At 63.9% G+C, this 23,379-nt stretch carries 18 protein-coding genes; 6 read left to right on the forward strand and 12 right to left on the reverse strand.

The annotated features are described in order from the left end of the window. Positions 1 to 46 precede the first annotated feature (46 nt). Genes RLO07_RS17695 through RLO07_RS17705 form a run of 3 tightly spaced genes read right to left on the reverse strand, consistent with a single transcriptional unit; the run spans position 47 to position 4,399 of the window. Positions 47 to 1,495 (reverse strand): coniferyl aldehyde dehydrogenase, encoded by a 1,449-nt coding sequence (locus tag RLO07_RS17695; protein WP_462293464.1) that lies wholly within the window; start codon positions 1,493 to 1,495, stop codon positions 47 to 49. Further along, a complete protein-coding gene (locus tag RLO07_RS17700; protein ID WP_462293465.1) occupies positions 1,492 to 3,156 on the reverse strand; it encodes a GMC family oxidoreductase in 1,665 nt (554 codons plus the stop codon). Before RLO07_RS17700 ends, RLO07_RS17695 begins: the two co-directional genes overlap by 4 nt. A gap of 4 nt (positions 3,157 to 3,160) precedes the next feature. Continuing rightward, positions 3,161 to 4,399: a cytochrome P450 gene (locus RLO07_RS17705; protein ID WP_462293466.1), complete on the reverse strand. Its 1,239-nt coding sequence runs from the start codon at positions 4,397 to 4,399 to the stop codon at positions 3,161 to 3,163. A gap of 163 nt (positions 4,400 to 4,562) precedes the next feature. Between RLO07_RS17705 and RLO07_RS17710 the strand changes: the two genes are divergently transcribed. Then, positions 4,563 to 6,557 (forward strand): LTA synthase family protein, encoded by a 1,995-nt coding sequence (locus RLO07_RS17710; RefSeq protein WP_462293467.1) that lies wholly within the window; start codon positions 4,563 to 4,565, stop codon positions 6,555 to 6,557. A 106-nt stretch (positions 6,558 to 6,663) separates the two neighbouring features. Here RLO07_RS17710 and RLO07_RS17715 read toward each other — a convergent pair whose 3' ends face one another. Continuing rightward, complete coding sequence (locus RLO07_RS17715; protein WP_462293468.1) at positions 6,664 to 7,203, reverse strand: manganese efflux pump MntP; 540 nt, start codon at positions 7,201 to 7,203, stop codon at positions 6,664 to 6,666. 60 nt (positions 7,204 to 7,263) lie between these two features. On the opposite strand from RLO07_RS17715, the gene RLO07_RS17720 reads away from it, so the two are divergent. Further along, a complete protein-coding gene (locus RLO07_RS17720) occupies positions 7,264 to 8,358 on the forward strand; it encodes a DUF1853 family protein (protein WP_462293469.1) in 1,095 nt (364 codons plus the stop codon). On the opposite strand, the gene RLO07_RS17725 is transcribed toward RLO07_RS17720, so the two are convergent. The 4 genes from RLO07_RS17725 to RLO07_RS17740 form a co-directional block, all read right to left on the reverse strand. Beyond that, positions 8,265 to 9,749: an FAD-dependent oxidoreductase gene (locus RLO07_RS17725; protein ID WP_462293470.1), complete on the reverse strand. Its 1,485-nt coding sequence runs from the start codon at positions 9,747 to 9,749 to the stop codon at positions 8,265 to 8,267. The two genes, RLO07_RS17720 and RLO07_RS17725, sit on opposite strands and share 94 nt — an antisense overlap. A 94-nt stretch (positions 9,750 to 9,843) precedes the next feature. Next, on the reverse strand, positions 9,844 to 11,496 hold the full coding sequence (locus tag RLO07_RS17730) for a GTPase family protein (protein WP_462293471.1): 1,653 nt from the start codon (positions 11,494 to 11,496) through the stop codon (positions 9,844 to 9,846). Then, positions 11,486 to 12,625, reverse strand: coding sequence for a YcjF family protein (locus RLO07_RS17735; RefSeq protein WP_462293472.1), 1,140 nt, complete (start codon positions 12,623 to 12,625; stop codon positions 11,486 to 11,488). The genes RLO07_RS17730 and RLO07_RS17735 overlap by 11 nt, the downstream gene beginning before the upstream one ends. Then, positions 12,622 to 13,560: a histone deacetylase family protein gene (locus RLO07_RS17740; RefSeq protein WP_462293473.1), complete on the reverse strand. Its 939-nt coding sequence runs from the start codon at positions 13,558 to 13,560 to the stop codon at positions 12,622 to 12,624. Before RLO07_RS17740 ends, RLO07_RS17735 begins: the two co-directional genes overlap by 4 nt. A gap of 193 nt (positions 13,561 to 13,753) precedes the next feature. Here RLO07_RS17740 and RLO07_RS17745 point away from each other — a divergent pair, with 193 nt between their 5' ends. From RLO07_RS17745 to RLO07_RS17755, 3 genes are read left to right on the forward strand one after another with little or no spacing between them, the layout of a single operon-like run. Next, positions 13,754 to 14,623 carry a glycosyltransferase family 2 protein gene (locus RLO07_RS17745; RefSeq protein ID WP_462293474.1) on the forward strand — a complete coding sequence of 290 codons (870 nt, stop codon included), beginning with the start codon at positions 13,754 to 13,756 and terminating at the stop codon, positions 14,621 to 14,623. Further along, positions 14,583 to 15,179, forward strand: a complete 597-nt coding sequence (locus RLO07_RS17750; protein WP_462293475.1) for a TVP38/TMEM64 family protein — start codon at positions 14,583 to 14,585, stop codon at positions 15,177 to 15,179. The genes RLO07_RS17745 and RLO07_RS17750 overlap by 41 nt, the downstream gene beginning before the upstream one ends. A gap of 2 nt (positions 15,180 to 15,181) precedes the next feature. Then, positions 15,182 to 16,936: an ArnT family glycosyltransferase gene (locus tag RLO07_RS17755; protein ID WP_462293507.1), complete on the forward strand. Its 1,755-nt coding sequence runs from the start codon at positions 15,182 to 15,184 to the stop codon at positions 16,934 to 16,936. Between the two features lie 105 nt (positions 16,937 to 17,041). Here the strand turns inward: RLO07_RS17755 and RLO07_RS17760 are convergent, their stop codons facing one another. From RLO07_RS17760 to RLO07_RS17775, 4 genes are all read right to left on the reverse strand, one after another. Next, positions 17,042 to 18,835: a hypothetical protein gene (locus RLO07_RS17760; protein ID WP_462293476.1), complete on the reverse strand. Its 1,794-nt coding sequence runs from the start codon at positions 18,833 to 18,835 to the stop codon at positions 17,042 to 17,044. 70 nt (positions 18,836 to 18,905) lie between these two features. Continuing rightward, entirely contained in the window at positions 18,906 to 19,634 is a 729-nt protein-coding gene (locus RLO07_RS17765) for an oxygen-binding di-iron domain-containing protein (RefSeq protein ID WP_462293477.1), read from the reverse strand. Between the two features lie 110 nt (positions 19,635 to 19,744). After that, positions 19,745 to 20,572, reverse strand: coding sequence for a M90 family metallopeptidase (locus RLO07_RS17770; protein WP_462293478.1), 828 nt, complete (start codon positions 20,570 to 20,572; stop codon positions 19,745 to 19,747). Between the two features lie 33 nt (positions 20,573 to 20,605). Next, positions 20,606 to 21,544, reverse strand: a complete 939-nt coding sequence (locus RLO07_RS17775; protein ID WP_462293479.1) for an NAD(P)-dependent oxidoreductase — start codon at positions 21,542 to 21,544, stop codon at positions 20,606 to 20,608. 172 nt (positions 21,545 to 21,716) lie between these two features. Between RLO07_RS17775 and RLO07_RS17780 the strand changes: the two genes are divergently transcribed. Next, positions 21,717 to 23,366, forward strand: a complete 1,650-nt coding sequence (locus RLO07_RS17780) for a M28 family peptidase (RefSeq protein ID WP_462293480.1) — start codon at positions 21,717 to 21,719, stop codon at positions 23,364 to 23,366. The last annotated feature ends 13 nt before the right edge of the window (positions 23,367 to 23,379 follow it).

Here is a 23,379-nt window from a genome sequence, read left to right on the forward strand (position 1 = left end):
GCCCAGCTCCGGCGGCCGTCAACGATTCCCTGCAATGAATGCCCACTCAGCGCTTGATCTGGCTCTCCAGCATTTTCGCGATCTTCTCACCGTAGGGCGGCAGGGTACCGGCCAGCCTGGCAATATTCACCCAGCCTTCCTCGTAAACACCGCGAGCGTGGCTGAAGGTGCGGAAGCCGTCGCGGCCCCGGTAGTTGCCCATGCCGCTGTGGCCGATGCCGCCGAAAGGCAGGTCGTCGCAGCCCACCTGGGTGGCAATCGCGTTCACCGCCACGCCACCGGAACTGGTCCGGCCCAGTACCCGCTGTTTTTCCGCCTTGTCGGTGCCGAAGTAGTACAGGGCCAGCGGTTTTTCGCCGGCATTGATGTAGTCGATCACCTCGTCGATCGCACTATAGGTCTTGATACACAATAGCGGGCCAAAAATCTCCTGGGTCATGCAGGCCAGGTCGTCCGCAGGATCAATCAGCAAGTGCAGGGCAATCTTGTGCGCGGCCCGATCCGACAGGTCTTCGCCCGGCGGGCACAACGGCAGCACTCTCACGCCCCGCTCTCGCGCTTCCTCGATATAGCCGCTGATGCGATCGAAGTGGCGCTCGTTGACGCAGGCGACAAAGTCCGGGTTGCCCTGGATGCCGGGAAACATTCCGGCAACGACCGCCTGGCACTCGCGCACGAACGCCTCGAGCTGATGCCGGGGTACGAAGCAGTAGTCCGGGCTCACGCAGAGCTGGCCACCGTTCATTGCCTTTCCCGTAATAATGGTGTCCGCTGCCTTGCGCAGGTCCCCCTGTGCCGACACGATCACCGGCGATTTGCCGCCCAGCTCCAGGGTCACGGGCACCAGATTCTCCGCCGCCGCGCGCATCACATGGCGGCCGATGCCGGTGGCGCCGGTAAAAATCAGGTGATCAAGCTGCAGGCTGCTGAAGGCGGCGCCGACTTCCGGCCCGCCGGTGACCACACAGATCTCCGAAGGCTCGAAATAGTCGGCGAACAGGCGCTGCATCAGTGCGGCGGTGGCCGGGGTGAATTCGGACGGCTTGATCATGGCGCGGTTGCCAGCACCCAACACATCCGCCAACGGGCTGAAGATCATGTTGATCGGCACATTCCAGGGCGTCATGATTCCGACCACACCCTTGGGCTGATACTGCACATAGGCTTTCGCACCGAGAAAATTCATCGGCACCAGCGGCGTGCGACGCTCGGGCTTCATCCATTTTTTCACGTTTTTCTTCACATGCTTGAGGCTGCCGACGGAGTTCATCACATCCATCATCAGCGTCACGTAGCGCGAGCGGCAGCCAAAATCCTGCTCCACCGCGGCGCAGATGGCGTCCTTGTGATCCACCAGCAGGGCAATGCAGCGGTCGAGACGGTCAATGCGGGTGGCGAGGGCAACCTCACCTTCGGCGCGAAATGCCGCGCGCTGGTTGTCCAGTAATGCCTGCAGTGGCGCAGCCACCGGTTTCGGGGCGAGTGCCTGGTTCATGATGCGAATTCCTTGCTGACAACGGTTGGGACATGGGTGAGCACCCCGGCATCCTGCAAAATCATGTCCGCAGCTTTCTCGGCGATCATGATGGTCGGGGCATTGGTATTGCCGGAGACAATGGTGGGCATGACCGAGGCATCCACCACCCGCAGTCCATCGACGCCGCGCACCCGCAGGCGTTCATCCACCACTGCCAACGGGTCGCTGCCCATCTTGCAGGTCCCCACCGGGTGGTATACGGACTCTGCGATCTCGGCGACAGAGGCGAGAATCTCGGCGTCGGTCTGTACCCGCTCGCCGGGCTGGTACTCCCGGTCGCGGTAGCCGTTGAAGGTGGCGGCGGCAAAAATTTCCCGCACTTTGCGCACCGCAGCGATGATGACCTGGCGGTCGTGTTCGGTATCCAGATAGCGGGCGATGATGGCCGGCGCCATCTCCGGCAGACCACTGCGGATATGCACGCTGCCACGGCTGCTCGGACGCAGGTGGCAGACGGTGGCAGTGGTTCCCGGACGGGTTTTCATCACGCCATTGGCGTCGGGCTCACCGGCGGCAGGGGTGAAGTGAATCTGGGCGTCGGGGCGGTCCTGCGTTTCCGAGGTGCGGAAAAAGGCGCCCACCTGGGAGGCCGGGTGCGCCAGCAGGCCGCGCCCGGACGCCAGGTATTTGGCAATGTTGGCGGCCAGTGCCAGCGGACGACTCTCCTCGTAGAAGGTCCTGACCCCGCGCAGGCCCTGGATCACATTGACGGTGAGATGGTCCTGCAGGTTCTCCCCCACTCCGGGCAGATCCTGCACCACCCTGATATTGAGCGCATCCAGACGCTCGCCGTTGCCAATGCCGGACAGTTCCAGCAACTGCGGGCTGTTGATGACACCGCCGCAAAGCAATACCTCGCGATGGCTGCACACCCGGTGGGTCTGCTCTCGTTTGCGTTGCCGGGTTTTATATTCCACACCCACCGCACGCCCGTCCTCGACCAGCACCCGCTGTACGTGAGCACCGGTCACCAGGGTCAGATTGGGACGCGAGCGGCACAGGGCCAGGTAAGTCTTGCTGACACTCTGGCGCCGACCCTTGCGGGTATTCAGCTGGTAGAAACCCACACCCTCCTGCTGTGGTCCATTGAAGTCGGCGTTAAAGGGTAAACCCGTTTCCATCGCCGCCTGCACGAACATGTCCGCCGGCAGCATTTTATCTGCCGCGGCAACCTCCTCCACCCACAGTGGTCCGCCGGTGCCATGGAGTTCACTGCCGCCCTCGGCCTTGTGCTCGGCCCGACGAAAATACGGCAGCACGCTGTCGAAGTCCCAGCCCTCGCAGCCGCCATCGGCCCAGCCATCGTAGTCCTCGCGCTGGCCGCGCACGTAGATCATGCCGTTGATCGAACTGGTGCCGCCCAAAACCTTGCCGCGGGGCCAGGCGATGCGGCGGTTGGCCAGGCGCTGCTCCGGATCGGTCTCATAGCACCAGTTCACCGCCGGGTTCTTCATCAGGAACGCAAAGCCCAGCGGAATGTGGATCATGGGATTGCGATCCGCGCCACCGGCTTCCAGCAGCAGCACCTTGCGGCTGGCTTCCCGGGATAGGCGCAAGGCCAGGGCGCAACCGGCCGAACCGGCGCCGACGATGATGTAGTCGTACCGCTCTGCTGACACTTTGTTACACCTCCGGGTCGAAGCGAATGTGCATGTCCTTCATGCCATTCACGAAAAAGGACTGCACATAGCGCGGCGGCGCCACAAACTGCGGATTGCGCAGGCGCGGGATGATTTCCTCCAGCATGAGACGCAGCTCCAGCCGGGCCAGGTGCGAGCCGATGCAGAAGTGCTGGCCGATACCGAATGAACGCAGCTGGTTGGACAGGTCCGGCTGGCGCTCGGCACGCCGCACATCAAAGCGCATCGCATCGTCGCCGAACACGTGCTCATCGTGATTGATGGTGTGGTAGTGGAGCACCAGCTTGTCGCCCTTGCGCACCTGCTGGCCGCCGATCTCGACATCCTCCATCGCTGTGCGGCGCATGGCGGTAAACGCCGTGTTGTAGCGCAGGATCTCCTCACAGGCATCCGCGATTCGCTCCGGGTTGTCGACCAGATACTGCAGTTGCTCCGGGTGCTCCATCAGCAGGCGCATGCCGTGGGAAAGCACCGTACGGGTAGACTCGTTGCCCCCCACCAGGATCAGAATGAACATCCAGCCGAACTCTTCCTCGGTGATGGTACGACCCTTGACCTCGCCCTCCAGCAGGTCCTGCAACAGCCCCGGCTGCGGGTTCAGGCGATGCTTCTCCGCCAGCTGCATGGCGTAGCCGATCACCTCCGCGGAGGCGATCTGTCCAGCCTCCTCTGACACCGACATCTCCGGGTCATCGGCGAAAATCATGGTGTTGGTCCAGGTAAAAAACTGCTTGCGGTCCTCAATCGGGACTCCGAGCAGTTCCAGTATCGCGATCAGCGGCAGCTCAGCGGCGACCTCCTCCACAAACTCGCACTCCCCGCGACTCGCAACCGCATCGACAATGCGCCTGGCATGCGCGCGCAGGCTCGGCTCGTGGGCGGCGATCTTCGCCGGCGTAAAGGCGGCGCGAACGATGCGGCGCACGATCTGGTGCTCCGGTGGGTCCATCCCGATGATGGTCCGGCGATGCACCTCCTCGACCAACCAGTCGTCATACTCGGTCGGAAACGGCGAACGCTCGGCGGAGGAAAACCGCTGCGGGTTCTTGCAGATCTCGTCCAGCTCCCGCTGCCGCGTCACCACCCAGTAAGGGACCCCGGTGAGGGGATCATCCAGTTTCACCAGCGGGCCCACCTCCCGGATCCTGGCCAGTTCGGCGTAGGGCATGCCCTCGACATAGGTGGTGGGGTCAAGGAGATTGACGAAGGGACAGCCTGACATGGGGGACTCCGTTTGCAGTGAGTAGTCGCAGCAAGACAATGCGACATAATTGCTCATTTGTATAGTCTTGTGGAGTACAATACTGGTCAAGGCGGGTGTTTAAGCGAGTCTTAAGCTGGTGCCGCTACTCTCCCTGCAGTCCTGCACCAGCCCTGGAGTCGAAGTGCCTGTACCACCCGCCACACCCGCAACCCGCTTGCTGTTGCACACTTTGGTGCTGGGCCTGCTGCTCCTGCTCACCGCCCGGCTGGGCCTGGTGCTGTGGCAACTGGAGCGTGTCAGCGCCTCGAACCTGCTGCCGCAGGTGTTCCTGCACGGGCTGCGGGCGGACAGCATCATGATGAGCCTGATACTGTTGCCCCCGGCGCTGCTGATGCCGCTGGCCTGGTGGCGGCGCAGCTGGCCGCTCTGGCGCCTGTTGGCGGCAACCTGGCTGGCGGCCTGTGTGCTGCTGCTGGTGTTCATGGAGGCCTCGACCCCGGCCTTCCTGGGACAGTACGAGGCACGCCCCAACCGGCTGTTCTTCGAATACCTGGCCTGGCCGGGCGAGACCCTGCGCATGCTCTGGGGCGGATTCCGGCTGCAATTGCTGGCCAGCAGCGCGCTGATTGTGCTGGCGACAGTGGCGGCGGTCCTGTGGCTGCGCCACACCCTCGCCGCCCTGCCGTTCCAGAAACCCGCCTGGCACACCGTTGCCGCCTGGCCGCTGTTGCTCCTCGCCCTGACCATGGGCGTCCGCTCCACCCTGGACCACCGTCCTCTCAACCCGTCCTGGTTTGCCTTTGCGAGCGACAACCTGGTGAACCAGTTGATGCTGAACTCCACCTGGTCCCTTGCCCATGCGGTGTACAACCTGCGCCACGAATCCCGCGCCGGGGAGCGCTACGGCAAAATGACCGAGGCGCAAATACTGGAGACAGTGAAAACCACCGCGGCGGACTATGGCATCACCGGGTTTGCCGATCACCCCAAGCTGCCGACGCTGCACCAGCAGACCAGCGCTCGCACGGATCAACGCCGTCTGAACCTGGTCATCATTCTTGAGGAAAGCCTGGGAGCCACCTATGTGAGCACTCTCGGTGGCATCGAAGGCCTGACCCCGAACCTGGAGCAACTGGGCACCCAGGGCTGGTGGTTCGAGAACCTCTATGCCACCGGCACCCGCTCCGTGCGCGGCATCGAAGCCGTGACCACCGGCTTCCTGCCCACTCCGGCCAGGGCCATGGTCAAACTGCTGGGATCGCGCGGCGGCTTCTTCACCCTGGCGAGCCTGCTGGGACGGGAGGGATATCACAGCGAATTCATTTACGGTGGCGAGGGCCACTTCGACAACATGGCCAGTTTCTTTCTCGCCAACGGTTTCGACCAGGTTGTCGACGAGCGGGACTACAAAAACCCGGTGTTCAAAGGCAGTTGGGGCGTCTCCGATGAGGACCTGTTCACCAAGACCGATGAGCGCCTGCAGCGACATCACGCCGCAGACCAGCCGTCCTTTACCCTGGTGTTCTCGTCATCCAACCACACCCCCTTCGACTACCCGGAAGGTCGTATCGAACACTACGATGAGCCGGCAGCCACGGAAAACAACGCCATTCGCTACGCGGATTATTCCCTGGGGCGTTTTTTCGCCATCGCCCGCACCCGGGACTACTGGCAGGACACGGTGTTTGTCGTCGTCGCGGACCATGACAACCAGGTAGTGGGCGACAACCTGGTACCGGTAGAGCGGTTCCACATTCCAGCCATGATCCTCGGAGCCGATATCGCTCCGCGCCGCATCGAGACCGTCGCCAGCCAGATCGACCTGCCGACCACTGCCCTGTCGTTGATCGGTATCAGCGCCAGCCACCCCATGCTCGGACGGGACTTCAGCGCGGTCGACGACCAGGGGAATGGACGCGCCATGATGCAATTCGGCGACAGTTTCGCGTGGATGGAAAACAGCGAGCTGGTGATACTTTCGCCGGAGCAGCCACCGGTATTCGCGCACTATGATCCGGCCGGGAGACGAGTGACCCCTGTTACAGGAGAGCACCCTGAGGCGCACCAGCGCGCCCTGGCCCATGCCCTGTTACCATCCTGGTTGTACCGCACCGGGGGTTACAGTCTGGAGCCGGCGCCTGTCGTGGTCGTCCCGCAACGGCCCGGCGCCAGCTGACACCCCGATCGCCATAGACAGACGCAGGCACCACAGCGAACCGTATTCTGATCCAAAGCCATCAACCAGCGTGAAGTAACAACGAAGCTGGCTGTTTACCCGGGACTCAAGCGAGCAGAATCCGCAGCCCGATGGCTATCAATACCCCACCACCCAGCAGCTCCGCCTTGCTTTCCAGCCAGGTACCACTGCGCCTGCCGATATACACGCCGGCCCAGCTGAACAAGGCAGTGGCCACACCGATCATCATGCAGGCCAGCGACGGTCCAACTTCCAGCAGCGTCAGGGCGAAGCCCGCCGCCATGGCGTCGATACTGGTTGCCAGTGCCAGCAACAGCATCACCCGGTGGCTGACCCGGCGGATATCCTCCTCCACCCCGTCGCCAAAAGACTCGACAATCATCTTGCCGCCGATAACCGCCAGCAACAGGAAAGCAATCCAGGGCGCATACACTTCCACCCAGCCCAGCACGCTGGTACCAGCGAGGTAGCCGATCAGCGGCATCAAGCCCTGAAATACACCGAAGTAGACGGCGCACAGCAAAGCGAGCCGACGCGAACTGCCGTGGGGCCTGGAACCGAGGCCAATCGATACGGCGAATGCATCCATGCTCAGGGCGATGGCGAGAAACAGGACTTCAATCACGGGCATACCCGACAGCGGCCGAAGGGGCGGCAATTGTAAGCAAGCCCTGCCGACCGTGCCATGGCACTGACGCACTTTCCGCCGGTATCATGGGCTTCCGAGACCAAAGCGTGGTGGCCAGTGCACCTGCCCGAGACCAGTCAAGAACTCGTAGCGCTTGAGCTGACGAACCCCCGGGTTCGCGACCTCGCCTGGGCCTGCCTGGGCCCTCCCCTGCTGCAGATGGAAACACTGAAGTCCGCCAGCGGAGTCACTACCGCCAGTCTGACGCTGACTGCCGCCAGGGCGCGCTGGTTGCAGCAGCTGGACCGGCAACCACAGCCACTGCTCACCTGGCTGGAGGCGCGCCCCGCTACGCGCCTGGGTCTGTATTTCGAGCATCTGTGGCACTTTTTCCTGCAACAGGATAGCGCAACCGAGCTGATCGCCCATAACCTGCCGCTAAGCAGCAATGGCAGAACCGTGGGCGAATTCGACTGCCTGTACTACTGTCACGAGCGGAGGCGGCCGGTGCATCTGGAACTGGCAGTGAAATTTTACCTGGGCTGCCGGAGCTCGGCTGCCGGTGCTGACCAGAACACGACGGTAACGTGGCTGGGGCCCAACACGGTGGATCGCCTGGACCTGAAGCTGCAGCGGCTGCTGCAGCACCAGAGCAGATTGTCTCTGGATCCGGCGGCCCGGGCGCTGCTGGCAAGCCGGGGCGTGGCGCAACCGCTGCGGGAGATCGCGTTGCGCGGGGCTCTCTTTCAGCCGGCCCGGGACCCTCTGGTGCCGCCGCCGGGCTACAACCCTGCCCTGCCTCTGCTGGATTGGCATGCACTGCCGGCCTGGCGGGCCCTGGCGCCGGCGGCAGCGCGGTTCGTCATCCTGCCGCGGCTGTGCTGGCTGTCGCCACTGCTGCGCGGCACCGGAGCGCTGGCGCCGGAAACGCTCGCCACACAAATGGAGCACTATTTCTCGCGCGGCGGTCGGCCCCAGCTCGTCGCCCAGGTAGACGAGCACGGCTGCGAGATCCGGCGTTTCTTCCTCACCGATTGCGATTGGCCTGGAATCCAGGGCTACCAGGGCTTGTCCACAGGCAATGCGGCCACGTGGCGCCCCGCCAGACGGCCGAAGAAACTGCCGTCGCCGAGGGATATCCCGGAACAGTAGCCCTCGCCCCAGCGCGGCAGGCCACAACTGGTGCGGCCGGCGGCAAACAGCCCCGGCACCGGCTCGCCATCGGCATTCAGCACTTCGCCGGTGGGTCGCGTCAACAGCCCACCCAGAGTGAACCCGGTTGCCGGGTAGTCGTCGGCGCCAAAGCTCAGGGCGGCAAAGGGAGGCTCCACCAGCGGCTGCATCCACTTGGCGCCCTTGTGGAATACCGGGTCCTCGCCGGCAGCGGCGTAGCGGTTGTAGGACTCCACTGTATGCACCAGCTCACCCGCAGGCAGGCCCAGCTCCGCCTCCACTTCCGCCCAGCTCTCCCCCACCGCGGCGATGTGGATATCCGGGTTGAAATCCGGACGCGCGAAAATCGCGTTGTCCATCAACAGCCAGGCGCGACCGTTGGGCTGGCGCATCAGGTAGCGGGTAGCGCGCCCGTGGTACACATCCTCGTTGATGAAGCGCTGGCCGCGCTCGTTGACGAAGATGCCGAACACCATGTTGTCCGGGGGGAAGGAGGGCTTGGTCGCGAAGAACTCCTCCATGTGGCTCACTGCGCCGCCCACCGACATGCCCATGCGGATGCCGGAGCCGTCGTCGTTGCCGCCGGTGGTCGGCAGCCCGGCGGCCTCCAGGGCGGCGGGGGCAAACCGCTGCAGCATCTCCGTGTTGCAGATGAAGCCGCCGGCGCAGAGGATCACGCCCTTGCGGGCCCGCAGATAGCGCACTTCCCCGTCGATGCGCGCCACCACGCCGTGGACCGCGTCCACCGCATCGGCCACCAGGCACAGCGTACGGGCGTTGAACCGGGCCTCGGCGCCCGCTGCCAGGGCTCTCGCCGCAAACGCATCCATGACGATACGGCCGGCACCCATCCCCTCCATCTGCGCTGCGTGAGCCCGCGGCGCAGGTTTCGCCGCCGTCGAAAAGGGCCAGGCGGCCTCGCTGCCGGACCAGATCAAGGTGTCATCCGTCACCGGCTCCAGCCACTTGCCCGGCAGGAACGTGCCCTTGAACGGAACGCCCTGGGCCCGGATCCACTCGAAATGATCGACAGCGCCATCGGCATAGAGGCGGACTTTCTCCGCATCTGCGCCCGGGCCACCGCTTAGCAACAGATACTTGAACAACTCTTCCGGGCTGTCATCGAAGCCGGCGGCCTGTTGCACCGACGTACCGCCACCCAGATAGAACTCGCCACCGGACAGGGCGGCGCTGCCACCGTGGGTGCCGGCAACTTCGAGAATAGTGACCTGTGCTCCGGCGCTGGCCGCTTCAATGGCGGCGCAGGCACCGGCGATGCCGAAGCCAACAACGATGACATCGGTTTCAGTATCCCACTGCGGCACCTGGTCCAGGCGGCAGGGAGTGGCGGCGGAAAATCGGGGAGACACAGTTGCATTCCTCTCGTTAAAGACAAGCCTGGGGGGCAATATGTCGGCTTCACCGGGTATTTGCAAAGCCCTGGAGCAAGTGGCCAGTGCCGGTTCAACATGTGATTCCAGGTGGCGCCTGACACGCTATCCCCAGTGTGCCGCCAATCCTGCCCACGCCGGGTGCGGGCTGCTCACACAGCGCTAGCGCCGCCCCCCCCAATACCTGTTTGCCTATGTGCACCAGACCCCGGGCCTGGGCCAGAAACTGCGACAGGGGCGGGCCGCCACTGCCCGCCGCCTGCAGGCGTTCACGGTTGAGCTGGGCCGAGCGCGCCTGCCCGGCTGCCTCCAGCAGCAGTTCCTGCAATACTTCAATATTCCAGGACGGCTGCACCGGGGGCAGCGCAATCGCCAACGCGGGCTCCTCCGCATCGAATCCGACGGCGTCATGGCAGTATTCCAGGGCCTCAAGAATCGCCGCGGCCTTGGGGTTGTCCTCTCCCGCCAGATCATAGGGCGGCTCCCATTCTCCTCGCGGAGGCAGCAGATCGTTATGGGTTGTCACCAGCAGCAGTGGCGGTGGCCGCCGTCGCGGGTTGGCAGCACACCAGTCACGCCAGCGCTGCAGGAACTGATGGTCCAGCGCCTTGGCCGGTTTGTTGGCGGCATTAACCCACAGCAACAGGTCAGCCTCCACGGCGGCTGCCAGCAGCCGGTCACTCGCGGTGTCACTGCCGTCCAGGCCCGGGCTGTCAATCAGTACCAGCTCCGTATCGTTGGCCAGCTGCAGAGGATAGCGCCGGAATCCGTCGGTACTGGGCAGGCTGTCAACTTCAGCCACTGCAGCCGCGCGCAGGGCGTTTACCAGCGAGGATTTGCCGGCATTGACCTGTCCCAGCACCAGCACAGTCAAAGGCTGCAGGATTTCCGGCTCCGGCGCTTGCTGCTGCAGGCGCCAGGCGGCCAGCTCCCGCTCGGACAGCTGCAGGTGACCACTGTAGAGGTCGATCGCGACCTGCGTTACCTGCTCCAGCAGGGTGATCTTGAGATTACGCTGCACATGCGCGTTCAATTCACCGAGCATGCTGCCGGCCAGCCGGGAACCGAGCTCACGCAGAATCCCCTGGGCCGGATTCAGGCCGACACCGGCCAGGCGCAACCAGGGCGAGCTGCGCTGGTACAGGCGATGGGCCCGTTCACCCCGGCGCCAATACCGGCGCAAGTCTGATATGCGCAGGCGCTGGGCCATCGGCAGCTGTGCCAGCACGTCGGCGCGATAGCGGTGGCTACAGGTCTCCAGCATCAACAGGAATTCTGGCGCACTGAAGGCATATTCTGCCTCGGTGTCGTCGGCATGGTAGCAACGGGCCACGAAAAACAGCTGTTCCATGGCCAGCGCGGGCATCTCTTCCCAGGCAACTGCCGCAAGGTCCAATTGCACAATACGCTGCAGCGCATTGCCCCAGACAGCCTCGTCCCGGGCCGCCCAGTCCGGTCGGGGCGCAAGGTGCGCGACTGCGGCTGTCGAAGACTGCGCGTCATCCTGCCGGGGCCGCAGCAACCAGCGTCCCCCAAGCGTCAGCAAAGCCAGCATGAACAGGCCGCCGCTGAACCACAGCATCCAGCCGTTCTGCCACAACCAGACCAGTCCCAGCGCCAGCAGCACCAGCGCCGGCAACAACCAGAGCAGCAAGGCCGCGAGGTAAAGCTCCGCCCGGCGCTCACCCAGCTGGGTCCACAGCGTGCGCAGCCAGTTACTCTTCATGCCGGGCCTGCTCGGCCACCGCCGACCCCTGTTGCCGGCCACTGGCCAGGGCATCCCGGTACAGTGCCTGCAGGGCCTGCGGATCCGGCGCCAGGCCGTGCTGGCGCTGATACAGGTAATAGCAGGCTGCACGACCGATTGCCCAGGTGCTGGCGTAGCTCACGGACATCGACAGGGCAGTTCCCACCAGTTGGCCGTAGCCGGGAACCAACTTGCCCAACTGCCGGGCACCATGGCCCAGTGCGTACTTGAGCGCAACGCTGGATCCCAGGGCCCCGGCAAATTCAGAAAAGCTGCGCCGGTCCCAGACGGTACCGTAACGGCGCGCAAGGCTGTGCAACAACTTGCCCTGCACCAGCGGTACGGAAGCCAGACCCACGACCGGCACTGCGTCGCTCGCAGCCGCGGTGGCCGCGTACCAGTGGACTTCCGGACGCAGGCGCTGGAAATTGGCCTGTTCCTGACTGCCGGCCTGCTGTTGTTGCAACCACAGGCCCAGTTGCGGCAGCTTGTCCGCCAGCAGTTCCCGCAGCTCAACGGCTCCGTTGTCGGCCGCAAGATCCTCGCCTGTCTCACTGAAATCCACCAGGCAATGCGCCACCGGCGTGCCCCAGGCCGCCTCCAGTTCCGACTGCTGATGCGCCAGCGTGCGCACGCGCCCCGCGCCGGCGACAAGATCACGGCCGGTGTACACGGCCACAATGGCGTCGGCGCCAATGTGTGGAAAACGCTGGCGCATCGTCCGCAGCAACTGCAGTACAGTGTTCTGCTCCGGATCATCCAGGCGCACCACGACCAGCAGGGCATGACTGCCTGTGCCCAGCTCGGCGACATCTGCTTCCGGGTCATACCCCGACTCCCCCAGACCGCGGGTATCGATGAACCGCACAATCGGGTGCGCAACCGGGAAGTCGTAAGCACTCGCAGTCGAGGTACAGGGTCGGAAACCAGTGCCGACAGCGGCGCTGCTGTCGCCCGTCAGCTGCCGGACCACCGACGTCTTGCCGGCCCCGGTCTTGCCGAGTAGCCAGATAACCGGCAGTGGCAGGACGTCGTGCACCGCCTGCAGGGTCGCGTCCGCCGGCGGGTTGACGATGGCGGCGTAGAGGCGTTCGGCAAAGCCCCTCAAAGCGGCGCCGTCCCAGCCGCGAGCAGGGTTTCCAGGTGCGTCTGCACGCTGCTCGCCAGCGCCTCCAGATCATAGCCCCCCTCCAGGCAGGACAGGATCCTGCCGTCGGCACTGAGACCAGCCTGTTCCGCGAGCCGTGCCGTCACCCAGCCAAAGTCAGGGGCCTCCAGCGCCATGCCCGCCAGCGGGTCGGCCCGGTGGGCATCGAAACCGGCAGATATCAGCACCAGCTCGGGAGCGAAGGTGGCCAGCCGGGGCAGGCACTGCTCCAGCATCGCGGCGCGAAACCGCTGACCATCGCAGCCCCCCGGCAACGGTACATTGATGACATTGGGCGCAGCCGGACCAGTACCTGAATAGGGGTAGAGCGGGTGCTGAAAGGTGGAGCAGAACAGGATCCGCTCATCCCCGGCCACCACGTCTTCGGTACCGTTGCCGTGGTGAACATCGAAGTCGACAATCGCTACCCGGTGCAGCCCCCAGTGCTCCAGTGCATACAGGGCGGCGATGGCAATCGAACTGAACAGGCAGAAGCCCATGGCGCGCTGGCGTTCAGCGTGATGCCCGGGCGGGCGCACGGCGCAAAAGGCCGCGCTTGCCTCATTGCGCAGCAACAGATCCACCCCCAACAGTGCGGCTCCGACGGCCCGCCGCGCAGCCTTCAGGGAGTGGGGATTCATGTGCGTATCGGCATCGAGGGGATACAGGCCCCTGCCGGGGCTACAGGCCTGCAGCCGGCGCAGATAGCTCTCGGGGTGGGCCAGGCGCAGCTGCGCGTCGGTGGCCAGGGGTGCCTCGCGCTGCTGCATGCGGGCGAGCAGCCCGCTCTCGACCAGCCGTTGGTGAACGGCGCGCAGCCGGGCCGGTTGCTCGGGATGGCCGCTGCCCATGTCGTGCAGCAGGCAGTCGGGGTGGGAAATATACGCAACAGTCACTCTGAACCTCCCCTGAACACCCCTCATGGTACAAGCAGGCGCAACTGCAGCATAGGGTGTGGATCAGTCTGGCAGCTGTCCGGGCGAAATTAAGCCTGCCTTAAGACTTGGACTGTAGCATTACCCTGCTTCCGATAAATCAGGCCGGTCTACTCACTGTTTGCGCAGGCGATCCGTGCCGAGGTAACCCGACATGACATCTGAATCTTTCGTCTCCATAGTCATTCCGGCCCGAGATGAAGCCGAGAATATCGCCGGTGTCATCCATGAAATTCACTCAGTGCTTCGGGACTACCGTCACTACGAGATAGTGGTGGTTGACGATGGCAGCCGCGACCAGACCCTGACGGTTGCGAGCAACACTGCCGAGGCCCTGGGTTGCGCCTTCAAGGGTGTCGCCCATCGGCACAGCATTGGCCAGAGCGGCGCACTCAGGTCCGGCGTGAACGTTGCGCGAGGCGCTCTTGTCATCACCATGGATGGCGACGGCCAGAATGACCCGGCAGATATTCCCCTTCTGCTGCAACAGGCAGCCATGATCAACAATCCCGACTACTGCATCGCCGGCTTTCGTTTTGCTCGTCAGGATTCGGCCTGGAAACGATTCCAGTCACGGCTGGCCAACAGGGTACGCAATGCGCTCTTGCACGATGGCGTGCCGGACACTGGCTGCGGGCTTAAACTGTTACCCAAGGCCACGTTCTTGAAGCTGCCCTGGTTTGATCATATTCACCGCTTTATTCCCGCCCTGGTGCGGGGCATCGGCGGTGAAATCCGGGTAGTGAGGGTGGGCCACAGACCACGGCGGGCAGGAATTTCCAAGTACTCCGCATGGAACAGAGCCTGGGTCGGTATTGTGGACCTGTTCGGCGTGCGCTGGCTACTTGCGCGCACGCCGAACCCAGACTTTATAACCGATGACAATCGGGAGTATTCCTCACATGGGCAAGTGGGTCCGACCCCTGTTTTTCCTGGCTATTGTCAGCGCGGGAGTAGCCGCGGTGAAACTCGGTTGGCTGGATATGCTGGCGAACCAGACGGTCTTTCAGCACCATCTCCTTGAAGAGGGCCTCTGGAATGCTGTGCTGATCAGCGGCGCCGGGGCAATCTTTACCGGTTTTGGCGGCCCCCGGCAGTTACTGGCGTTTATCAGTGGCTTTGCTCTGGGGCCAGCCTGGGGGACCGTTTATGCCACCGCAATCACTCTGTCAGGTGCTATCGGCTGCTTTTACATCGCGCGACTGTTTCTCAGGTCTGCCCTTGAAAGCCGTGCCCACCAGCGCATGAAGACCTTCAACGCGCTGACTCGGGATCAACCCCTCATCAAGATTCTGATGATCCGGCTGCTTCCAGTGGGCAGCAACCTGCTGACCAACCTCTTCGCCGGTAGCAGCAGGATTGGCGCCGGGCCTTTTCTACTGGGAAGCGGCATCGGTTATTTACCACAAATGATGATTTTTTCCCTGATTGGCGCCGGCTTTGGGCAAGCCAGCCAGTTGCAGTTTGTACTGGCCACCTGCATGTTCCTTGTTGCTGCCGGGCTGGGCCTGTTTTTATACCGGGATCACCGCAACCGCATACTTGCAGAATCCGTCATCAAGCCTCATTTGCCCACTTGATCATGATAACCGACAGCTTCCCGGGCAATCTGACCCGGCGTTTCTTCAGCCTGACGCCGCGCACCCAAACACTATTGCTACTGGGGATTGCTGCTGTCACGATCTTTATCGGGCTGGGCCTGCGCTCGCCGTGGCCGGCGGACGAACCCCGGTTCGCCGAAGCAGCCCGGGAAATGGTGGATTCCGGCCAATGGCTCATACCCATGCGAGGTGGCGAGTTCTATCCGGACAAGCCTCCCGTGTTCATGTGGGCCATTGCCCTTTTCTATTGGCTCACCGGCAGTCTGAAAGCCGCCTTCCTGCTGCCCAACGCGCTTTGTGGACTGCTCACCTTTTGGCTGGTGCTTGACCTGGGGCGCCGGCTGGTAGACCACCGCACTGCCCTGACCGCAGGCTTTTTCCTGCTGCTCGCCCCCCAGTTCCTGATCCAGGCCAAGAGTGCGCAGATAGACGGCATGCTGGCCTGCTGGGTCACCCTCGCCTGCTATGGACTACTGCGCCACTTTTTCGAGCGGCCCAACTGGGGCTGGTACTTTGCCAGCTGGGGTTCCATGGGGCTGGGCATCATTACCAAAGGCGTCGGCTTTCTGCCCCTGTTCATGATGGCCCCCATCGTCTTGCTTGCCCTGCGTGACCGGGAGCGCTTTCGGGAGGCGCTGAAATGGCGCTGTCTGCTGGGACCGCTGGTCATGCTCGCAGCCGCGGCCACCTGGGTCGTTCCCATGGCACTGTATGTGGACTCTCTGGGCACGGAATACGCCCTCAATTACCGTGACAACATCCTCTTCAAGCAGACCGGGGAACGGTACGCGGATTCCTGGGGCCATATCCTGCCGTGGCACTACTTTATCAGCAATGCAATACCATCACTCTGGTTCCCGCTGCCACTGGTACTGATCGCGTACTGGCGCCCGGCCTGGCAATCCCTGCGAGAGAACCGGGTGGTATTCACACTGCTGGTGTGGATCGCCCTGGTCATCCTGTTCTTCAGCGTCAGTCCGGGTAAACGCGGCGTTTACATGCTGCCGGCCCTGCCCATGTTTGCCCTTGCCCTGGCGATCATCGTGCAAGGCAAATCCGGCGCCCGCTGGCTGGGCCCAGTCCTGACAGGCATTCATGGCCTTCTGGCCATTGCCCTGGTCACACTGGGCATCATGGCGTGGGCAGACCACCCCACTCTGGTGGACAAAATCGGCGACTATTCCCGCAACCCCGACCACCTGCATCAACTAGGGACGCTCATCCTCGTCACAGGGCTCTGTTGGGTCGGCACACTGCTATTGCTGCCCCGCTTCCACGCTCTCGCCAGGCTGTTCATTGCCTGGACATTGACCTGGCTGATATACAGCACCTGGGGATACGTACTGGCGGAACCATTCCGTACGCCAGAGAGTGTTCTTCGCAGTGTAGCCGCAGCCCTGCCCACCGGGTCACAGCTGGGGCTGATCAATTTCTCTGAACAGTTCATCCTGTTCTCGCCGCTGGACGTGACGCATTTCAGCCATTCGACCAGTATCAATGAGCAGGAGCGCAACGCCTGGCGCTGGATGAGCGAGGGGTCGAATCGTTACCTGCTGGTGGAGAAGGATCTGCCGCTGGCCTGCTTTCAGAAAAATGGCGCCACCGACGCTGGTGTCGCTCACCGGGAAACCTGGGTTCTGCTTGCGCAGGAGCAACAGCTGCGGCGCTGCCCTGCGCCCGAAAAATTTCAGTCGTTCTTTACCCCCAGGCCGGGGCGGTGGCTGGACCAGAACTAAAGCGGCCAGACGCAGGCCCCAGTGACATTTGAATGTTTGTATTTTGCATGATGATTCATCTTCCTTGTCCGGCTGTCACCGCTGCATTCCGTGCAGTGAGTTCACTCAGGTCGCCTTCGGCACTCTCCCTCCGTCCCGGTACAGGTTGAAGACTTCTTCCTGACGACGCTCGATGTCACTGAACACCCGCATCGCGATCTGGCCATAGTGCCTGCCAAGTTCCGACTTGAGGGCACTTTTCTCGGCCTCGATCGCCGCCAGCAATTCCGCGCGCATGCGGGTCCGGTTGAGTGCCTCGTCAACCTCATTCAGTGCCAGATCCGTTGCCAGCCAGGCCGTGCCCGCCAGCGCCGGGATACAGGCCCAGGCCATGGGGCCACAAAGCGCCCCGGAACTGCTGGCCTGCCCCGCCGTCGCCGCCCTGGCACCGGTTCGGGTCACCACGGCCGCCAGCAAGCGCCGTACGCCCACGCGGCTGACCGCAGCTGCGCCCAGGCCCGCGGCGACGCGCCTGCCGACAATGCCCACGGCAGCACCACCACCGACCCAGGACTTCTCCGCCAGCCCGGCCAGCCCCGCATCCGCTGGCGGCAAGCTCAGGCAATCCGCTGCCGCAAACCACTCTGTGACAAAGGCCTCCTGCCCCGAGTAGATGGCGTTCACCCGACCCTGCAGCTCCGCCTCCATGTCAGACCCAAACACCGTGAGTGCAGGCGCCACCAGTTCGTGTACATGTCGGTCCACCTGCATGCCGACCCGATCCGCCAGGGAGACATCGGTCACCCCGGCAGCCAGCACCCAGGCCAGTTGCTGGTATTGCCCCTTGAGGCTGAAATTCCAGTCGAGAAAATGCTTCACGCCTTGCCCGGCAAGAGCGTAGGCAGCATCAATACGGGTACTGACGAAACTGTTCATATCGCTGTTGAAAGCCTGCTCTTGTGCGTGCAGACGGTCACTGGCGTCGGCGATGAGCCTGGCCTGCTCAGCCTTGCCCACCACCTGGCACGGATCGACCAGCGCGGCAAACTGGCGCAGGTCAATACGAACATATCCCAGATAGCCAACACCCAGGGACGCCACTACAAGCGCAAACGCCAGCAGCGTGGCGCCATCCCCCGCCGCCTGCCGCGGTCGCTCCTGCAACCGCGCTGCCAGGGTTACAGCCCCGAGCAGCAGCATCCAGACAGCACCCACCTTGAGCGCACTCCAGAGCAGGACACCCGCCCAGGCAGTGAGGTAAACCCAGCGGCTCGCGCCCGCTACGGTGGTCGTCACCTGCATCAGGTGCCAGGTGCCGGCATCCACCGCGTAGGCAAGGCCCAACACCTGGCCTACCAGCGGCATCGCGGTTGTCGCCGCGCCACGTTCGAAGCCACTACTCAGCACCTGCTGCAGCGTTGCATGATGGGTCGCGGGGACTTCCAGCCAGTACACCTGCCACAGCGCCAGCCCCAGGACCAGCAACGCCACCGTGCCCCGGCTGGCCCAGCGCAGCGCCAGCGGAAAATGATATCGTGGGGCCAGCTGGCCGCGCAGCAGGCGCGAAGCCAATATGAACAGGGCCAGGAACAGGGGCACGCTGGCAAGCAGGAAAAGCCATTCCTGGGGCCTGATCGTGGCGCCATACAGGAGTGCAATCACGGCAGACACCAGCGCCGCGGCGACCAGTCTCAGGCGCAGCAAGAACCCCTGCCAAAACCAGCGCCTGATCCAGCTCTCCCGCGTGGTCAGCTCGGCCAGGTAGGCGTGCCGCTGCAGCAGGCGCAAGGGCTCGAGATACTGGTAAATCACCCAGCCCAGCGCCACCACCACCAGCGGCAAAGTCAGGGAAGTCATTTTCTGCAGCGGGTAGCAGTAGAGCAATGTCAGCGCGAGAGTCATGCCCAGCAAAGCGGGCAACGACAATGCATGCCTGTGCCCAGGGTCAGCTACTGGTCGGTTCTGTCGCATACAGCGCGCGAGACCTCCCTCAGCCCGACAGCTCGTCCGCGAGCGCGCGCAGCAGCGCCGCAGCATCCCCCTGCCAGGCGCTGCCATGCATGCAGGCCAGAGTGGATGGCGAGGTGGCGGCAAGGCGTTCGAGCATGGGTCGTGCATCGGGAGTGTGGGAGAAATAGTCCATGGATTTGCGGAAAGCCTCGCTGGGACCGAGGATATCGGTGCCGGTAAGTGCCGGCAGGTCAGTCCCGCCCTGGGTAAACAGATCCCCGCACAGCAGCGTATTGGTACTTTCCTCGCTGAGAAATCCACAGTCCCAGGCGTGGGGAAGGTGGGGTGTGTCATGCCAGCGCACCGCGTGCGTACCCAGCTTCAGCAGCTCCCCATCTGCCAGCGCCCGAGGCTCCCTGTCAGCCAGGTCGGCAATCGACACCAGGGCAGCCACCTGCCCGCACAGCGGTGTGGCCTGCGGCGCCACCGCCAGCCACTCATTGAGTGAGCCACATTCGTCCGCCTCTACATGGGAGAAGCCGATGTGGCGCAGGCTCGCTACCGGCAGGACAGTGGCCACAGCCTCGCACACCAGTGGAAACAGCTTGCGCGGCCCCGTGTGGAACAGCAGTGGTTCGTCGTCGACGATGAGGTACTGATTGAAGGAGAAGCCCGTGGTTCCTGCCAGTGGCACAGGCGTATTGATCCGGAAAATACCAGCGGCTATCTCATACACGTTGGTACCGCTCTGGCTGTTGCTGATGATCATGGCGCTGTTCCCCTCAAGCCCTGTAAATTCCCCGCAGTAACCGCTCTGCCAACAATAGACCAGCGCGCGCCCGGGCGCTAACCTCTTGCCAGCAGGCTCCTTGGCGTTACTCACCCTGTGGCAAGCACCCGGTACCATCCTGCTGGATCCACCCGATAGTAATCCCGCAGCAGCGCAAACAGCTCGGGATGTCGCTCTCTCAGTTGATCCGGGAGCTCAAAGAAAGTTTCTGTTATCACCGCGAAAAATTCTGCCGGCGCGCTGGCACCATAGGGATCCAGCAAGGTGTCCTCGCCGCGGTCTGCCGCCGCCGCAAGAACCTCGTACTCACGCGTCATCACTCGCACCCACTCGTCCGACTCGGCGGCAGACAGCACTGGGGTGCCGTTCTCGCTACCACTTTCGCTGTCGAGCTGGTGAGCGAATTCGTGCAGGACGACATTGAAGCCATCGCCGAAATGATCGAGATCGTGATCGACATCCTCCCAGGACAGGATCACTTTGCCAGCATCCCAGGATTCCCCCAGCAGTTCGCTGCTGACCTCACTGACGGTACCGTCCTCGTGCCACTCCTCGCCCTCGCGGACAAAGGCGCCGGGATAGACCAGAATGTGTTGCAACCCGGGAAACACGCGGGTTCTCCGGTTGAGCAACAGCAGACAGGCCTGGGCGGCAATGCAAACGCGCATGTCCTCGCTGACCTCGAGCCCGCCGCATCCGTGAAAGTGCTTGCCGGCGAGAAACAGGCGCACAAGATCCTGCAACTGCTGCCGCTCCACTGGCGCCAGCCCTGCGTAGGGTTCAAGGCGCCGGGTCAGCAGCGCATCCCAGGCGGGGGCAAAGGGAGCAGCCAACGTCCGTCGACGGCGCCATGCGGGCAGGACACAGATCAGCAGGGTAGCCAGCACCACGACCAGAAGCGCCGCCAACAGGTTCATGCAGCTTCAGGTCCGGGCAGAGCCCTGCGCCGCTCAGTAGCCGGCATCGGGATCGACCCGCCCGGCCAGCGGCTGATCGCGCACAAAACGCTCCAGGTTGGCGAAGAACAGCCTCAGCACCCGCTCCTGCGCCGCCGGCTCACACCAGGAAATGTGCGGACTCAGGCTGATGCCGGGATGCGTATAGAGCCAGTGTCCCGCAGGTACCGGCTCAGGCTCCGTGGTGTCCAGGTAGGCATGGGCCACAATGCCCTCGTCCAGGGCCCAGCGCAGGGCATCGTGGTCGACCAGGCTGCCGCGGGCGACATTGATCAGCCGCAGTCCGGGTTTTGCCCGGGCGAGCCGCCCACGGTCGAGAAGATGCCGGGTAGCCGTTGTGGCCGGGGCCGCCAATACCAGGTAATCACTGTCGGCCAGCAGGAACTCGACATCGGCGGCGCACTCGACCCCTTCCGGCAAGACTCTGGGCGTGCGCACCAGGGCACTGACAGACATCTCGAAGGCCAGCGCGCGCCGGGCCACTGCCGTGCCGATGGCGCCGAACCCCACCAGTCCCAGCCGCCTGCCCGCCAGCGTGTCAAGCGAGGCGAAGTACCAGTGTGCGGGGGGAGCGTCGACCCAGCTGGACGGCAATTGCTTGGCATCCGCGAGCAGCATCGCCAGCACCCACTCGGCGATGGCTGTGGCAGTGGCAGTGGACCCACGGGAGCAGGTCAGCACGCGGTCACCCACCAGGTGCAGGGGAAACCCGTCTACGCCGGTACCGTAAAGATGAATCCAGCGCACACCAACGCCCGGTGCCAACAGCGCTTCAAGGTGTGGACCGGGAATGCCGGTGGTGAACAGGGCATCGCCGCGCAGGTCCGCAGGCACGCCGACCTCGTTATCAATCTGGACCACTTCGATTCCCGGAGCACAAGCCTCGATCCGGGCCGGCAGATCCGGGAGTCGCAGGTCTGTGAGCAAGCGCATGGGGGTCTCCTTCTCCAAACCGCGCCCAGTGTAGCGCAAGCAGCGCCCCGCGTGCCTGCTCGTCACCCGGCCGGCCGAGTGTTAAGGTTCGCTCACTGTTACCACCATCCGCCGCGAGGGAATGCCTGTGAATAACCGCCTGTCACTACTCACTCTGGCCGCAGGAGTGCTCTTGGTTGCAGCCTGTGCCAAAGAGCAACCGCCGGTTGCCGCCGAAACCCCTGCCGTGGAGCCGGCCCGGATTGACGCCCAGCGCCTGTCCGGGCACGTGAGGATACTGGCCTCGGATGCGTTCCAGGGGCGCGCGCCAGGTACGCCGGGAGAGGAGAAAACAGTTGCTTACCTGATCGAGCAATTCGAAGCCATCGGCATCGAACCCGGCGGCCCGGACGGCAACTGGACCCAAACCGTGCCCATGATCCACACGCTGCTCAACGAAGAGGGCAGCCTCAGGATCAGTCACGGCGGGGACAGTTATCCGCTGCGACAGCCGGCTGATATCGAAATAAGCACGGTGCGCTCGGACCCCGCCCTTGTGGTCGACAAGGCCCCAATGGTCTTCGTCGGCTATGGCGTGTCGGCGCCCGAACGCGACTGGGATGACTTCGGGGACATCGACCTGGGCGGCAAAATCGCCCTGTTTCTGGTCAATGATCCCGATTTCGCCGCGGCTGCCGACGAGCCCGTAGCCGGGCGTTTCGGCAACCGGCGCATGACCTACTACGGTCGCTGGACCTACAAGTTCGAGGAGGCCGCCCGCCGCGGTGCCCTGGGAGCGCTGGTGATTCACGAGACCGAGGCCGCCGGCTATGGCTGGAGCGTGGCCTCCTCCTCCCCGGGCGAGAACTATGCCCTGGCCAACGCGGAAGCACAGCCGGTGGCAATGCAGGGCTGGATACACGGCGATGCAGCAGCGCGCCTGCTGGCCGACGCCGGGCACGATCTGGCACAGTTGCGGGTCGCTGCGCGCGACCCGGATTTCGAAGCCTTTGAGCTGGAGGACACCGGCTTCAGCGCCGATTTCCAGGTGCAGGTCAGGGAATTCGACAGCGAAAACGTGCTCGGCCTGTTGCCCGGAAGCACCTATCCGGATGAAATCCTGATGGCGGCGGCGCACTGGGATTCCTATGGCCAGGGCGCGCCCGACGATCAGGGCCGGACCGTACGTCCGGGCGCCAACGACGACGCGCTGGGCACTGCTGGTGTACTTGAACTGGCCCGTGTACTGGAAGCTGGCCCACCGCTGGAGCGCAGTGTGCTTTTTGCTCTCTGGACCGCCGAGGAAAGCGGCCTGCTGGGGTCCCTGGCCTATGCCGACAACCCCGTCTATCCGCTGGCCACCACTGTCGCCAATTTCACCCTCGACATCCTGCAAACTGCCGGTCTGGCCCGGGACGTGATCCTGGTGGGCGAAGGCCAGAGTGAACTGGAGGACGATCTGGCCAGGCTTGCCGCTACGCAGGACCGCGTGGTCACCCCGGAAAACCTGCCGGAAAACGGCCTCTTCTACCGCGCCGACCACTTCTCCATGGCCCGCGGCGGTGTCCCGGTGTTGCTGCTCATGGCCATCGCCGGTGGCAATGACCTGGTCGAGGGTGGCCGGGCTGCCGGCAATCAATGGGTCGCTGACTATGTCGGCAACTGTTACCACCAGACCTGTGATGCCTGGGACCCGGACTGGAACCTGGCCGGCGTGGTTCAGGATATCGAGCTGTTCCAGCTGCTGATCGAAGACCTGGGCAACTCCCGGCGCTGGCCGGAGTGGAAAGCCGGCTCGGAGTTCAAGGCAGTGCGCGACGCCAGTAGCGCTGCCAGGCAATAAGCTGCCGCGCCCG

It is taken from the genome of Haliea sp. (genome assembly GCF_040221975.1).
In the GTDB taxonomy this organism is placed as follows: domain Bacteria; phylum Pseudomonadota; class Gammaproteobacteria; order Pseudomonadales; family Halieaceae; genus Haliea.

Bases quoted from the DNA above. Each gene is read 5' to 3' on its own strand.
- RLO07_RS17695 (WP_462293464.1), bottom strand. From the start codon at position 1,495: ATGAACCAGGCACTCGCCCCGAAACCGGTGGCTGCGCCACTGCAGGCA.
- RLO07_RS17705 (WP_462293466.1), bottom strand. From the start codon at position 4,399: ATGTCAGGCTGTCCCTTCGTCAATCTCCTTGACCCCACCACCTATGTC.
- RLO07_RS17720 (WP_462293469.1), top strand. From the start codon at position 7,264: ATGGCACTGACGCACTTTCCGCCGGTATCATGGGCTTCCGAGACCAAA.
- RLO07_RS17730 (WP_462293471.1), bottom strand. From the start codon at position 11,496: ATGAAGAGTAACTGGCTGCGCACGCTGTGGACCCAGCTGGGTGAGCGC.
- RLO07_RS17745 (WP_462293474.1), top strand. From the start codon at position 13,754: ATGACATCTGAATCTTTCGTCTCCATAGTCATTCCGGCCCGAGATGAA.
- RLO07_RS17750 (WP_462293475.1), top strand. From the start codon at position 14,583: ATGCTGGCGAACCAGACGGTCTTTCAGCACCATCTCCTTGAAGAGGGC.
- RLO07_RS17755 (WP_462293507.1), top strand. From the start codon at position 15,182: ATGATAACCGACAGCTTCCCGGGCAATCTGACCCGGCGTTTCTTCAGC.
- RLO07_RS17765 (WP_462293477.1), bottom strand. From the start codon at position 19,634: ATGATCATCAGCAACAGCCAGAGCGGTACCAACGTGTATGAGATAGCC.
- RLO07_RS17770 (WP_462293478.1), bottom strand. From the start codon at position 20,572: ATGAACCTGTTGGCGGCGCTTCTGGTCGTGGTGCTGGCTACCCTGCTG.
- RLO07_RS17775 (WP_462293479.1), bottom strand. From the start codon at position 21,544: ATGCGCTTGCTCACAGACCTGCGACTCCCGGATCTGCCGGCCCGGATC.